Origin of the sequence: Maridesulfovibrio ferrireducens (genome assembly GCF_016342405.1) — a bacterium.
GTDB lineage: Bacteria > Desulfobacterota > Desulfovibrionia > Desulfovibrionales > Desulfovibrionaceae > Maridesulfovibrio > Maridesulfovibrio ferrireducens_A.
In genome coordinates this window covers 76,905-91,295 of the sequence record NZ_JAEINN010000014.1, presented here as the reverse complement: position 1 = coordinate 91,295, position 14,391 = coordinate 76,905, and the positions used below count along the sequence as shown (strand labels likewise).

Here is a 14,391-nt window from a genome sequence, read left to right as displayed (position 1 = left end):
ATATCAACAAAGAGTATCAGGAAAGATCTTCGGTGAGCATTAAAATATCCATTTGGAGAAGTTCAATTTTTTTGCTTGTTTCATATAAAGCTATGACAGCATCTTCTTTCTGATTGGCTTTGCAGGCATTCTCCAGTTTTTGAGCAGTTTTGGCCAGATAGATTGCAGAAAGGTTTGCAGCAGCCCCTTTCAGCGTATGCGCCATATCACCGGCTTCTTTGAGTTCATTTTTTGCCAGCATGGAGTTTATTTTTTTTGTAAATTTTTTGTTATATTCATCGAAATTGTTCAAAATATTAATCAGAATATCTAAGTCGCCACCGATGCGATCCAAAGCTTCTTCTATGTTCAGTTGTTGATATTTTTGGAAATTTTTGTTTGTTGAGGATGTGTCCTGTACTTTGCTTTTGCTGAATTCGTCGTGATTAATTAATAAGTAAGCTTTGATGGTGCTTATCATTTGATTTTTATCAATGGGTTTTGGAATGTAGTCATTCATGCCTGCTTGCAAACATTTTTCTTTGTCTCCCCTCATAGCGTGAGCCGTCATTGCTATTATCGGAAGATCCTTTTTTTTCAACTTGTTACGTATGGTTCTGGTCGCTTCATATCCGTCCATTTCCGGCATTTGGATGTCCATAAGAACGAGGTCATAGTTGTTTTGGGCGAGCATCTGTACTGCTTCAAGTCCGTTAATGGCAGTTTCTATTTCCAGTCCGGTAGTCATAAGAATTTGTTCGGCTACTTGGCGGTTGATGGCATTGTCTTCCACCAGCAGAACGTTAAAACCTTCAAATATTTTTTCAGCGACCTGTAAAGGTTCGATTACTTTTTGCATATAATCACTGTGAGCAAACGTCTTCAGAATTGCATCAAATAGAGCCGCTTGTTTCAGAGGTTTAGTTATGACCTTTGTTATCCCTGTTGCTTTGGCTTTTACCAGAGCTTCATTTAAATCCATTGCGGTAATCATGATGATAGGAAGGTCTTCGGGCTGATGAGTTTCTCTGATTATTTTGGAAGCTTCATCTCCTTTCATTCCCGGAAGATTCAAATCCATGAGTATGAATTTGTACGGGACATCCGTTTTTTGTTTTATCATTTCCAACCCTTCTTCCGCAGAAGACGAGCTTTCAGGTTTGAAGCCGAATTGTTGCAGGTATCGGGAAAGAACGGATCTTACCGCAATATTGTCATCGATTATGAGTGCAGGCTGGTTCAGAAGATTTTCCGGCAACAGGTATTCAGTGGGATGCGTGTTCGGAACTCGTTTCGGGGATATTTTAAAGAAGAATGTGCTACCTTCTCCAGGTTTACTTTTAACCCAGATATCTCCGCCCATGAGATTGATTATTCGTTTGGAAATGGTCAGCCCTAAACCTGTACCACCATATTTACGGGTGGTAGATCCGTCAGCCTGTTTAAAGGCTTTAAATAGCTCGGGCTGAATTTGTTCCGGGATTCCTATCCCGGTATCCTTTACGGCAAAAATAAGATCCATTTTCTCCGGGCCGATATGTTCAGCTTTTACAGTAATTGTGATTTCACCTTTATTGGTGAATTTGAAAGCATTTGCGGTCAGGTTGGCAAGAACTTGTCTTAGCCTTAGCGGGTCAGTTTTTATTCGTTTCGGCACATCCGGGAGAATTTCAATTACCAATTCCGTTTGCGAAGCGACCATTTGTTCAACAAAAAGGTCCGAGATTTCATCAATCAACTTATGAAGATCAAAGTTAACTTCTTCAAGTTCAAGCTTGCCTGCTTCAATTTTTGAAAAATCTAGAATGTCATTGATCAGTCTTAATAGTACCTGACCTGAACTAATGATTATCTTCATAAAATCAGATTGCTTGGCAGATAATTTTGTTGCCAGTGTCAGGTCGGCCATTCCGATAATTGCGTTCATGGGGGTTCTTATTTCATGGCTGACATTTGCCATAAATTGACTTTTAGAGCGTGAAGCGGCTTCAGCTTCATTTTTCGCAATTTCAAGTTGTCTATTTGTTACTTGAAGTTCTCGGTAGCTGTTTGCTAAGTTTTTATTACTTTGCTGAATCTTTTGTTGGAGCTTTCCGCTGTATTCTTTAAGTTTGTGGTCCTGTTCTTCAATTTGCTGAAGCATGTGGTTAAAGTTGTTAACGAGTGTTTCCATTTCTCCCTGACATTTAAAGTCAACTCTGGCTCCATAGTTTTTATCAACGGAAATTCGGCGTGCAGTTTGGGATAATTTAATAATGGGCGAGATAAGAACGTTTCGTATGGTAACGAAGATCGTTACCATTAACAGGACAACTAGAAGCATGTTTCTTAAGAGCGACTGTAAAAGTGAATTGTATAGTTCCTCTTGAATGAATTTGGTCGATAAGAAAATTTCAACCGCACCGATAGGTTGATTCAGTACAGATATTTCAGCTTTTCGTTTAACGAATTCACCTATGGGCCAATTTATAAAATCAATTATATCCCAATCTTTATCTCTTATTTTGCCTGCAAATACGTTTTTATCATTATCTTCAGTAACGATTATGGCTTTAATTCTTTTGTCATTCATTTCCGACAAAATAATTCTATTTATTGCGGACTGATCCACGTTCCAAAGGGGGGGGATTAGTGACTCTGAAAGTCTTTCGACAAGGCCGTCTGCCTTCTGATTCATTTCTTTAAGCATGTCCTTACGCATAATCGAATAATCGTAGGCACCGGAAATAACGAAGGCCAATAATGATATTAATATGATCATTATGCTTATTCGAGTTTGTACTTTGTCTATTTTAAACAATTTCAGTCCATTGTTTGTTTAATTATGATTGAAAGATATAATATGGCTAAGGGGTAATTTATTTCTTTATCCTTAGGGCATATTCAGTGCAAGATAAACTGAATGAAAGTTCATATCAAGTTTAGAGAAATCGAATTATGGACAACTCTTCCCGCAAACGTTAACAAAAGTCCGTATTCATAAAGAAAAGGACGGTCAGTAAATAATGAAAATAGCCCTTTTGCAGCTCAATTGGACGGTCGGTGACCTCGAAGGTAATATCAAGCTTATTCTGGACGGTGTTGATAAAGCCGTTGAGCGTGGCGCAAAGATATGTGTAACCTCAGAACTTGCGCTCACAGGATATCCTCCGCGGGATTTGCTGCTTAATTCTGATTTTGTATTAAGGTGCAGAAACGCGGTATCTGAGCTTTCTCGTAAGATTCCTGATGATATTGCTTTGATTGTCGGAGGAGTTGATATCAATCATGAAGGTTGTGGGAATCCCTTGCGGAATGCTGCATGGCTTATTGAGCGGGGCGGGGTGCCGAGAGTTTTTTATAAATGGTTGCTCCCGACGTATGATGTTTTTGATGAACAGAGATATTTTGAACCTTCCGAAGAATGCAATTTTTTTGTTTTTGACGGTGTAAGGATAGGCGTAACAATTTGTGAAGACGTATGGAATGATCGTGAAAATGGCACAAATGCGCGTTATGGAAGCAATCCGTTACCGGCAATAATGGAAAACAAGCCGGATGTTTTGATCAATTTATCGGCATCTCCGTTTAATATTGGAAAGCAGCTTGTGCGCGAAAAAATGCTTTCTTCCATTGCTTCCAAGTATAAAGTGCCCGTTGTTTACGCAAATCAGGTCGGCGGTAATGATGATTTAGTTTTCGACGGAAGAAGTTGCGCTTTTGATGCACAGGGTACTTTGATTGCCCGTGGGAAAAGTTTTCAAGAAGATGTCGTTATTGTTAATGTTAAAAGTGGCACTGGAAAAATAGAGGAAGATGATTTCTGCGAGGAATCCGAAGCATGGAATGCCATGGTGCTTGGTTTGCACGATTATCTTGCTAAAACGGGTTTTAAGAAAGTTGTTCTAGGGCTTTCAGGCGGGATAGATTCTGCTTTGACAGCCGCAGTCGCCGCTGAGGCTTTAGGGCCTGAGAATGTTCTCGGAGTTTTGATGCCTTCTCCTTATTCCAGTAAAGGAAGCATTGATGATTCTTTGGAGCTTGTTCAAAATCTGGGTATCAAATCTATCATTATTCCTATTCAGGAACTCATGCAGAATTTTGAAAAGGCTCTGGCTCCCGCTTTTGCCGGGTTGTCCGAGAATGTGACTGAGGAAAATATTCAGTCACGGATACGGGGAAATCTTGTAATGGCCATTTCTAATAAAATGGGAGCATTGCTCGTAACCACCGGCAATAAAAGCGAACTCGCAGTAGGTTATTGTACTATCTATGGAGATATGGCCGGAGGCTTGGCCGTTATTTCAGATCTCTACAAAACTCTTGTTTTCAGGGTATGCCGCTGGCTGAATGAACAGGGAATGGGGGATGTTATACCGATTGCGACAATTGAAAAGCCACCGTCCGCGGAATTGCGTCCGGGGCAGAAAGATGAAGACTCGTTGCCGCCGTATGAAGTGCTGGATCGCATTATTGAGCTCAGAGTTGAGCATCATATGTCTGAGATTGAAATTGTCAAAGAAACAGGTTTTGCCCCTGAAATTGTACAGGGCATTCTTAGGTTGATTAAAATTTCAGAATTCAAACGTAAGCAGGCCGCTCCGGGACTTAAAATAACTTCCAGAGCTTTCGGTACAGGATGGAGAATGCCTATAGCCTGCCGATTTACGGGTTAATATTTGTAAGATCTTTGTCCAATTGCTGAGCGCAGACTTCAAGCCAGCCCACAAGCTTACTTGAAAATCCGTTCTTTTCCAGCCATTCTGCATTCAAAATATGTGGAGCATTCTCTTGATGCCGCAAGCGTAGTTCGTGCTCAAAGGTATCGGCAATGTGGACAGCTGCCGCAGGGCTAAGCATGTCTGAATCCGGTTCAGTTAGATTGTGATGGCTGTACACTGCTTCAACAACTGTCTCATCAAATCCCCAAAGAGCCAGAAGGTAAGCTCCGACTTCGGCATGTGTGAAACCGAAAATTTCTTTTTCAGCGACACTCATAGGAATGTTTTCATTTTGTACTATTTTTAGAATTTCAGAATATTCCGGCTGATAAGAGACACAAAGGATTAGTTTTCCAATGTCGTGGAGAAAACCTGCAAGAAATGTTTTTTCAGCTGTATCAGTATCAGCTCCTTCTGCTTGAATAACTGCCCGGGCTAGAAGAGCTGTATATAGGCAATGCTCTCCAAGATTCTCGATGGAAAAATCCAAATATTCGGTCTTGCTTGAGTTGAAAATGTGCATGCCCAGCACAAGCCCTTTAATAGTACTGATCCCTAACATTGTGGCGGCTTTTTCCGGGGTTGTAATTTTAGAGTACAGGCCGAAAAAGGAGGAATTCACCAGTTTAAGAATTCCCGAGGTTATTGCCAAATCTTCACTTATGAGCAAGCCGATATTTTTGATCGAAACATCTTCTTTTCGCAGTTCTTTCTCTAGTTTGATGTACAGAGACGGCATTACAGGAAGTTCATCTATTGAGGCAATCGCTTTAGAAACCCGTTCATTAAGGAATATATTTTTTAATCTGAGGCATCTTTCAATTGTTTCGATCAGTTCTTTTGCGGAGCAAGGTTTGCTTATGAATTGATGAGCATACATAGCCGAGTGCATGGATTTATTTGTGTTCTGATCCTTTGATAAAATGAAACGAATTGCTCCGGGCTGCTGTTTTCTAACCTCACTTATGAGCTCTCCGTCGGGGAGTCCTGTTGTATGAAAATCCGTAACAACGATATCAAATGGCTGAATTTCAATCAGTTCTAAAGCTTCTTTTGCTGAGTTTGCAAAGTGTAACTCCCACTGTCCGGACATGGGCATTAGCATCTTTTTAAAGGCTTCAATCTGTTTTTTTTCTTCATCTACGAAGAGGATGTTGTTTTTAGATTTCGGCATATTTTCCTCTGATTACTTTTTTTGAATTGAATGGCATAAATTGAAATCTGGAAAAGACATACAAGTTATATCTAGCATGCTGTTCTGCCTTTGAAAACTTAAAAAGAAACTGCGAGTGCAAAACATAAAAAAGGGTTGCTTTGAATTTAATCAAAGCAACCCTTTTAATTTAATACTTTTATATTAATTATTTGCGAAGAAGGACGTAAGGGCGGTCAGATATAAATTGTTCATTAATGATCGTTACGCCTTCAGGGCAATTTTTCCAGCGGTCAAAGTATTTTCTCTGCATCACCAGAATAACCTTATCCTGCTCTTCGAGTATCCTTTCTATCTCTTTAAAATCACTCGTTTCGTGGATATTGGTTCCGGCGTAGTATGAGAAAATACCGGAATATATTTTATGCGCCAGCGGGTAGCTTCCCTGATCAATGTATTCTTTCATAATTTCACCAGTCATGCGTGGACTCATGAGAGGATCAAGCGAAGGAAGCGTTTTAAGTGCCAGCGGCTGAATCCAGAGCGTCATGGTTACCGCCATGATAAGCAGTCCTGTTTTTCTACCGGATGATCTGGTTGCCAGAAGAGCTAATCCGCCCAATCCCATAATCAGGAATGTGAAGAAAAGTCCTTTAATCGCAAAATCAAATGGGAAGAATATTTCAGCAAAAGGAGCGGTAACAGCAAACAGGAGATATACACAGGCTACTGCTGTCCAAAGTTTCTTTGAATTAATAGCCGGAGGATTATCACCCTCTCCCATGAGCCCTTTTGCTGTAAGAATCGCAAGCGGTGCAAAGAGCGGGAGTATATAGATAAGGACTTTGATACTGAGGCAGGTAAGCATTACAAATCCGCTTATGAACATTATCCATGCCCAGTCCCTTCCATCATTTAGAGAGCTTTTTCTGAGAGCTGTGACTTCCCGCCAGTGGGACATGCTGAACAGCTTTTTCAGAGGAAGAGCAAAGATTGCCATTGACCATGGAAGCCATGCCAGCGGGAAGGCAATCAGGTAATACTGGAAAGGTTCTTCGTGGTGGAAGGAGCTTACAGCCCTCTCGTAAATTTGTTTGTAGAAAATATTATGAATGAATGAGGTGCCGTCTACGAGTATTGCTCCGATTATCCATGCCAGCAGTATTACGGCAAGAATGGCGAAACCTTTGAGAACCGCCTTACTGCGGAACAAAGAGAGTTTCTTTTTCCATATGAGATAACAGACAGCTGTCAGTACCGGAAAAACAATTCCAAGCGGGCCTTTCGTCAGTGTGGCAATTCCCATCAGTACAAAGGCAGAAATTATCCATTTGGGTGCGTGTTTCGAATGGAATCCTTTGAAAAGGCATATGTTAGCCCAGATTATGAAACTGGAAAAAAGCAGGTCCATGCGGGAATAGTGAGCAATTCCTATAAAGAAAATGTTTGTAAGCAGCACCAGTCCGGTTGCAAGAGTAGTTTTGCGGCCACATCCGAGAGTGCGTGCAAGGGCAACCGTTGAGAGTAAGAAAATTCCTGCTGAAACTGCTGAGCCAAGGAAAAATACGCTTATGCCATCGGCAGGAGTAACTGCGTCGATAAGTGATAAAAACCAGAAATATACAGGTGGTTTGTCCGGGTATGGAACTCCGTTCAGGTACATTACCAGCCAGTGTCCTGCATCTTTCATCTGATGATATACTTCTGCATAGCGAACTTCATCGGAAAACCATAGTGAACGGTAGTCCATAGTGAAGATCGACTGCATCGCAATGATCATTATTACGCTGATCCACGGATGTTTTTCCATGAAATTCCATATCGGGGAGGTGTAGTTATTCATATTAATTCTCTTTTGAAAAAAGGTGAATCGCGAAGCCGGCGACTGAGCCGAGCATCCAGCCGAAGAAAACGTCACTCGGGTGGTGCCATGTAAGGTATATGCGGCTGAGGGCCACTGTTGCGGCAAATAATCCTAAGAATAAAGTCAGCAACAGTGTTTTGTATCTAAGAACGAGAGGCAGGGAAGCCCCGTAAATTTCACAGGTGTGTCCTGATGGAAGCGAGTTGTATGCTCCGCGGGTGGAGTAAGGTTCAAAAAAAGTGCCTTCACCGGGGCGCGGTCTGCCGATTGCTATTTTTAGAAATCTGACAGTGATGACACTGACGATAATTTGCACAGTCAGATAGACTAGAGCGAACCTTAGTCTTGATTTTTTTCTCTGTCTTATCCCTGTAATCAGAAACCACAAGTAGACTGGATAGAAAACAATATTTCCAAAGTCCGTAATTATTTTTGCAATGAATTTATAGTCCGGATTTGCCTGAGCGTGAGCTTTAAACCATGCTGTGGCAGCAGCCTCATTGCCGAAGATACAGAATATCACTGCAAGAGCTGTCAGCAAGGGGAATGAGGCCAGAATAAAGTGGCATATGCTGGAATATTTATGAATGAAACGGATCACTCTTTATAACCTTAATCCTTGTTCTCGTCTGAATCAGCTTTTTCTGCGGCATCATCAGGATGGGTGTCAGTTGTAAATTTTTTCCAAGTTTCCTTGTCCACATTCATTTCAGCGAGGATCTCTGAAAGTTGTTTACCTTCTTTTTTCCAATACTTATAACTGTGGTCTGGGCAGGAGAAGGGGATAACCAGTGTTCCGTCTTTCATAAAATATGGTTCATCGTGTTTGTTGTCGTTCATTGGCACGGTTTACACGGGCATGGCTGGGGATTCAAGTGAATCTTTTAACTGATGCGGAATGGGGTTGTTCTGTTGCTTCACTTCTTGAACAGATGTAGTTAATAAAAGCACTTAATGTTATTTTTAAGTGTAGAGTTAATTGATTAAGGTAGACGCTATTAAAGAGTTTTTAATGAGGTGCAATATGGTTTGCGGGCTTGAAGGGATTGAACAAGGGGCGGAGATAATAATATATGGAACAGGAGAAGCAGCGAAGCTTTTCTTTATAGAAATTAAGAAAAAACGGAATGATATAAGAGTAAAAGCTTTTGTAGATAGTTATAAAAAATCAGGTGATCTTTTCTCTAAGCCAGTGATAAATATTTCGGAGATTGGAGCGTTTAGTGAATGCAAGGTTGTTATTGCGTCCATGTATCATGAAGAAATTGCAGATATTTTACGCGAAAAAGAATGTAATGATTTTTGTATTTATAAGGAAAGTTGTAGATTTGTAGAAATGTATGATGCTTTTAATTTAACGGATAGAAATAAGCTGCAAATTTTATCAAAAATGCCTCAACTTAACGATAAGTCCACATATTTTATTATTGCTACCAATATAGATCCTGAAGGAAATGCAGTAATTCACGATTTGAAGATGAATGATTTTCTTGAAGACTCTTTTTCTTATACAGACCAATATGATTATATGTATGAAAAAGCTTTTAAAAAATATGACAAGAGTAAATTTTCAAAAATTTGTATTGTGGATGTAGGATGTAATGGATATTGTTTGGCAGAGTTGATAAAGTATATCACGGTTATATGTAGACAAAATGTACAATTATTTAAGATTCCTTTCAGAGTAAAACTTACTTCTTTAGTTGAAAATAAAAAACTAATATTTATTGATATATGTAAAAATGGAACATCAAGTACTATCGCTATTCTTGATAAAATATATTCTAAGCAAGTTAAAACAGAAATTAGATATAAAAAATTACGAAATAATGTTGATGTTACATCTCCTTTTTTTAATGAATATAACAAGTTTACAATAGTTAGAAACCCTTACACACGTTTAGCATCTTTGTATTCACATCTTATGCGAGTGGGTAGTGATGAATTTTTAAATTCTGCATTTAGCAAAATAATTAAGCCATATACATTTAGTAATTTTTGTAAATTTATTGCCATTTGTCCTGATGAATTCTCAAATATTCACTTTGAATCGCAAACTAGTATATTAACTACTCCTGAGGGGGTTATGAACGATATATCTTTTTTGCGTTTTGAAAATTATGCCGTTGAAATTGCCGCCTTCCTTGCAAAAGCTGGTGAAGAAATAGACGTTGTCCATGAAAACAGGTCAAGACCCAGCAAGTGTGACTACATTTCAGACTACTACACACCTGAGCTTATAAAGCTTGTGAATGAGCGTTATGAAAATGATTTTATTAATTTTGGATATGAGTTTTTGTAGAAAGATTAATGTTTTTTAAATTCAGGATAAATTGAGAAATCCTCTGACTCGGGCAGGTGAGTCAGAGGATTTCTCAATATGATGGATATGGAAATTATTGTTTTTTTTTGTTTAAGTCTGCCTTTCATGCAGCTTCTTTACGTTCTTCAAGGTTTAAGCAGCGGTCCATGTATCTGACTTTTTTGATCGTTTTTTTGGCGATCTTTTTAAAATGGGGCAGATCTTTAGGAGCGTAGCTTGTTTTTGCTCTTGCAAGTCCAGCCATATCCAGAATCTCGTTGTAGAGATAAGGAAGATAGAGCGGGTCTTGTCTCAGGAAGAAATATACATCATGAAATGTTTTATTGATTTCCTTCTGATTTTTGTTGAGCTTGCGGAAAAGTTTCTCAAGTTTTTTGGTCGCATTTCTGATTGATACGTTCCATTTTTGACTGCGTGATTCAAACCTTGGAGCAGGTCTGGGAGTGCGGGCAAGGTTCATAGCTGTCAAAAAGTAATCCATGCTTCCGGGAGCTGATGCGAGCAATCCATTCATGTTTACTTTTTGCATATCTACATTCTTTGTCCCGTCGATAAGAGCACAGCCGCCGTAAAGGTTGAAGACCGGAGTTTTTAGTTTCGTGATATCTTCTTCCATTTCTCGTTTGGAAGTCATGTACTGAATGGAGGATGTTAAATTTTCGCCGTCAGCGTTCTTAAGGCGGACTAATGCGCTTGCGGGAAAAGTTGCTCCAGCGTTCTGATGACCGGCTGCGTGAGACACTTTGCCTTTCCACGCAAAGTCCTGACCTACCAGAAGAATCTGGTTGAATCCGCACCAGTCGAGAAATCTGTTCAGAGTAATACTGACGTTACTACCTGCATCAAAAATCTCTTCATGCTGATTGAATGCAAATGTTCCAAGTCCGCCCAAGGTCCACATGGGAATGGTCGGTCCGGGGTATGCTTCAAGCACTTTGTGATCAAGCTTGGTTGAATAAATCAGCGGGATGTCCTTTGCCCATTCGCGATCCAGCTGTTCATATACCCTGAGCATTGATTCATTGTAATCGAGTCCCATACAGAAATGAGGTTTCAACCCTGTTTTTTGTACTGCCGGTAACGTTTGAAGAGCTGTCACGTAAACCGCATTGCCCGGATTCTTAGCAAGCTCAGGTCCGAATTCAGCAAGTGACGGTCCTGCTCCGAGGATTACTGCGCCGAGACCTCTACCCGCATTTTTAAGCGTAGAGATGGTCCCGTCTTGGATTGTTCTGGAAAAGTTTTCTAATTCGTTGCCGACCATGACATCCTGCTTTAAACGCAAAGTTGTCATTTCAACACTGAATGATTCCATTTTGTCGCGAATAGTTGCGGACCAGCGGGCATATTCGGGCCCGATCTGCTGACTTGGCATATCAAGTCTCAAATAAATCTTGCCGTATACGAATTGAAGGTCGAGGTCTTTAATGATACTCATCAGTCTGTTTTCATCGACAGGACAAAAATGGAGTTTTCCATTTTCCATGAATGGGCGGTAATCGGTCTGTCCCAGACAGGCTAGCAGCATTTCAGCATTAGGCTCTGAAACGATTACTTTGTGAGTATCGGGTGTTGTCATCAGTACATGATTGAGGCCATATCCGAGGTTACAGCCTATAATGAAAGTTGCACTGGTTTCGGCTTTTTCGGGGACGATCCAATCTTTATAGATAAGGTTGGGCAAAAAAGATTCGAACATGCCGTTGCCGTTTTCCATTTTCCAGTCGAGAATATCCCATCTGTTTTTGAAAAGGCATTGGGTTAGTTTTTCTTCGTCAAAATCCTGACTGCTTAACCATGCGTAAAGGGGCGGGTTGTATGTTTCAAGAGCTTCGATGTTTTCTTTGAGGAATGGGTAAGCTGACATTGATTCCGTCCTTGGCAGTCTGTTGAAATAGTTTTGTTGTGACCTGTCACTGGTCGTCTGAATTTTATATTTGTATTCAGACTGACGATGTTCTGCTTTTTATTTGCAAAAAATCTGCCAGAATAAAAAAAGGTGATGTTCGCTTAAAATGTTTTTGAATTTATTTATTATATATACTTGAAAGGATTAGATAAAATGTTTGCAAATGATATTCTTGAGTTGGTCGGCGGAACTCCTCTTGTTGAGATGCGTCACCTTAATCCAAATAAAAACGTCAAGATTCTGGCTAAGCTTGAATCAATGAATCCGGGCGGTTCCATAAAGGATCGCGTAGCGACCGCGATGATCAAGCGGGCCGAAGAATCCGGGGAGCTTACGCCTGGTAAAATTATTATCGAGGCTACTTCCGGTAACACCGGAATAGGGCTGGCTATGGCGTGTGCGGTAAGAGGGTATAAGCTTATGCTGATTATGCCTGAAACAGCATCCGAGGAACGCAAAATGATTATGCGCGCTTACGGTGCGGATATTTTGCTTACTCCCGGTCATCTGGCAACTGACGGCGCAATTGAGCAGGCTTATCGTTTTTATCGTGAGGAACCGGAAAAATATCTCCTGACAGACCAGTACAATAATACTGCTTCAATTTTAGCTCATTATGAGGGCACAGCTCAGGAAATATGGGATCAGACTGACGGAAAGGTGACTCATGTTGTTGCCTGTCTCGGAACTTCCGGAACCATTATGGGGATAACCAAGCGCCTTAAAGAGCTTAATGTTGATATTCAGATTATTGCTGTTGAGCCGAAGCCCGGTCACAAGATTCAGGGGCTTAAAAACATGCAGGAATCCTATCCTCCCGGGATATATGACAAGCAGAAGCTGGACCGTATAATCCGTGTTGAGGACACCGATGCTTTTGATGCCTGCCGCAGACTTGCGAAAGAAGAGGGCGTTTTTGTAGGGATGAGTTCCGGTGCTGCCATGTCTGGGGCTGCCGCTGTAGCTGCTGAACTTGAAGGGGGCTTGGTTGTAACTATTTTCCCGGATGGCGGTGAGCGTTATCTTTCAACTCCTCTTTTCCGCCCGCAGGTTTTTAAGGGACCGAAAATATTTGATCAGTCCACAGGTGAAGATAAAATTTTATCGGGCGCTGATACTGAAACTGGAATGTTCACAATGGGGCCGTCTTTTGACAATCCCTATGACCCTGAAGCGTTCCGACGTATTGTAATGCTCGATGTGCTGGCGCGTCATCTTGAGCGCGAAGGAAGCAAAGTTTCCGCACTGGTCGGGCTTGCCGATCTTGAAGATCAGACCCTTGCGGTTTCGCGTGACAGAGGTGTTTCCCGTGAGAGTTTTGCCAGAGAAGTAACTACTGCCATGGAGGCCGCTGCTAAGCTTTTAGGCGTTCGCGAATCCGTTCGTTTCGGAAGAGCTTCTTCCTGTGTGGACAGAACCGTAGCAATTTGCCGGACTATGTTGGCGCATGGCCTTGCTTATGAAAAACTCCGCTCAGTATATTTCGATGTGTCCCGCGACAAGGGATATGGTCACATGACCAACATGGATATCGATATGGTCAGCCTTGGCAAGACCGTTGATCTGGATGATTACGTAAAAGAAAATCCGCGTGATTTTACACTGCTTAAACGTGCAACTCTGCAAGATTTGAAACTCGGAGATGTGCTTGAAACCGAGTGGGGCAATGTGCGCCCAAGCTGGTTTTTACAGCAGGCAGTAACCGCCTTGGAAGGCTTGCCGGGCGTAAGTCTGCTTCTTGCCGGTGAGATTCACAGGTTTCCGCATTTGGAAAATTTACGCGCAATCTGGGCGGGGGCAGGCGTTTCTCCGCAAGTATGGATGGTCGCGCAGCCAGTCTTGCCCGGTGGTTCAGTACTGCCTTGTGTTGATGAATTAATCGAACAGGCGGGACAGCCCATTGCAGTGCGTATGTGGATGCTTTCATCGTCATACAAAAAGCCGCTGGTATGCAGCGAGCAGGCCATTTCCATGTGGGTGAAGAATCAGCAGAAATTGCAGGATCTTGCCGCAGGACTCAGCATGCTTGCAAATAATTCAGGAGATATTTCCGAAGATATCGATCAGGAAGTGTTCACCCTTAAAAGCGGTCTTTCACAGGCGCTTGATGACAATTTGAAACTGCACAGATTCTGGCCCATATTGTTTGGATTCTCCAAGGCTATTAATTCATTATTAGGATCAGCTAAACTTTGCGGGGCTGAAGCTCAGTTCTGCTTGAATCAATTGCTCGAAGTCGACGAGATTTTAGGGATACTCGATCACGACGCCATGCCTGTTCCGTTTATAAAGCTACCGGAAGGAATTAAAATCATTCTGGAAGACAGAGAGCTTGCACGCGGGAAAAAGGATTTCGCCACAGCAGACGCATTACGCGATAAGTTGCTCGAGGCTGGATTCAATGTTGAAGACAGTTCAGACGGGGCGCGGGTTTTTAAGGTTCGGTAAGATTATGCCTCCGGC

9 protein-coding genes are annotated in these 14,391 nt (G+C 41.4%); 3 read left to right on the top strand and 6 right to left on the bottom strand.

Going from position 1 to position 14,391, the window contains the following annotated elements; genetic code table 11:
- Positions 1-16: 16 nt before the first annotated feature.
- The gene (locus JEY82_RS14970) at positions 17-2,740 is read right to left on the bottom strand and encodes a response regulator (RefSeq protein WP_304087049.1); all 2,724 of its coding nucleotides are present in this window, start codon (positions 2,738-2,740) and stop codon (positions 17-19) included.
- Positions 2,741-2,984: 244 nt separating this feature from the next.
- On the opposite strand from JEY82_RS14970, the gene JEY82_RS14965 reads away from it, so the two are divergent.
- Entirely contained in the window at positions 2,985-4,634 is a 1,650-nt protein-coding gene (locus JEY82_RS14965) for an NAD+ synthase (RefSeq protein WP_304087046.1), read from the top strand.
- Here the strand turns inward: JEY82_RS14965 and JEY82_RS14960 are convergent.
- The 4 genes from JEY82_RS14960 to JEY82_RS14945 form a co-directional block, all read right to left on the bottom strand.
- A complete protein-coding gene (locus JEY82_RS14960) occupies positions 4,624-5,853 on the bottom strand; it encodes a response regulator (RefSeq protein ID WP_304087044.1) in 1,230 nt (409 codons plus the stop codon). The genes JEY82_RS14965 and JEY82_RS14960 overlap by 11 nt on opposite strands.
- A 187-nt stretch (positions 5,854-6,040) precedes the next feature.
- Positions 6,041-7,675, bottom strand: coding sequence for a glycosyltransferase family 39 protein (locus tag JEY82_RS14955; RefSeq protein ID WP_304087041.1), 1,635 nt, complete (start codon positions 7,673-7,675; stop codon positions 6,041-6,043).
- A gap of 1 nt (position 7,676) precedes the next feature.
- Positions 7,677-8,297: a phosphatase PAP2 family protein gene (locus JEY82_RS14950; protein ID WP_304087039.1), complete on the bottom strand. Its 621-nt coding sequence runs from the start codon at positions 8,295-8,297 to the stop codon at positions 7,677-7,679.
- 11 nt (positions 8,298-8,308) lie between these two features.
- A complete protein-coding gene (locus JEY82_RS14945; RefSeq protein ID WP_304087037.1) occupies positions 8,309-8,536 on the bottom strand; it encodes a hypothetical protein in 228 nt (75 codons plus the stop codon).
- A 139-nt stretch (positions 8,537-8,675) separates the two neighbouring features.
- Here JEY82_RS14945 and JEY82_RS14940 point away from each other — a divergent pair, with 139 nt between their 5' ends.
- Positions 8,676-9,998: a sulfotransferase family 2 domain-containing protein gene (locus JEY82_RS14940; RefSeq protein WP_304087035.1), complete on the top strand. Its 1,323-nt coding sequence runs from the start codon at positions 8,676-8,678 to the stop codon at positions 9,996-9,998.
- Positions 9,999-10,122: 124 nt separating this feature from the next.
- On the opposite strand, the gene JEY82_RS14935 is transcribed toward JEY82_RS14940, so the two are convergent.
- The gene (locus JEY82_RS14935; RefSeq protein WP_304087031.1) at positions 10,123-11,886 is read right to left on the bottom strand and encodes a motility associated factor glycosyltransferase family protein; all 1,764 of its coding nucleotides are present in this window, start codon (positions 11,884-11,886) and stop codon (positions 10,123-10,125) included.
- A gap of 195 nt (positions 11,887-12,081) precedes the next feature.
- Between JEY82_RS14935 and JEY82_RS14930 the strand changes: the two genes are divergently transcribed.
- Positions 12,082-14,376, top strand: a complete 2,295-nt coding sequence (locus JEY82_RS14930; RefSeq protein WP_304087029.1) for a cysteine synthase — start codon at positions 12,082-12,084, stop codon at positions 14,374-14,376.
- Positions 14,377-14,391 lie beyond the last annotated feature (15 nt).

What these genes read in the sequence shown, in the direction of transcription:
- JEY82_RS14970 (WP_304087049.1), bottom strand. Translation starts at nt 2,740, where the DNA reads ATGATCATATTAATATCATTATTGGCCTTCGTTATTTCCGGTGCCTAC.
- JEY82_RS14965 (WP_304087046.1), top strand. Translation starts at nt 2,985, where the DNA reads ATGAAAATAGCCCTTTTGCAGCTCAATTGGACGGTCGGTGACCTCGAA.
- JEY82_RS14960 (WP_304087044.1), bottom strand. Translation starts at nt 5,853, where the DNA reads ATGCCGAAATCTAAAAACAACATCCTCTTCGTAGATGAAGAAAAAAAA.
- JEY82_RS14955 (WP_304087041.1), bottom strand. Translation starts at nt 7,675, where the DNA reads ATGAATAACTACACCTCCCCGATATGGAATTTCATGGAAAAACATCCG.
- JEY82_RS14945 (WP_304087037.1), bottom strand. Translation starts at nt 8,536, where the DNA reads ATGAACGACAACAAACACGATGAACCATATTTTATGAAAGACGGAACA.
- JEY82_RS14935 (WP_304087031.1), bottom strand. Translation starts at nt 11,886, where the DNA reads ATGTCAGCTTACCCATTCCTCAAAGAAAACATCGAAGCTCTTGAAACA.
- JEY82_RS14930 (WP_304087029.1), top strand. Translation starts at nt 12,082, where the DNA reads ATGTTTGCAAATGATATTCTTGAGTTGGTCGGCGGAACTCCTCTTGTT.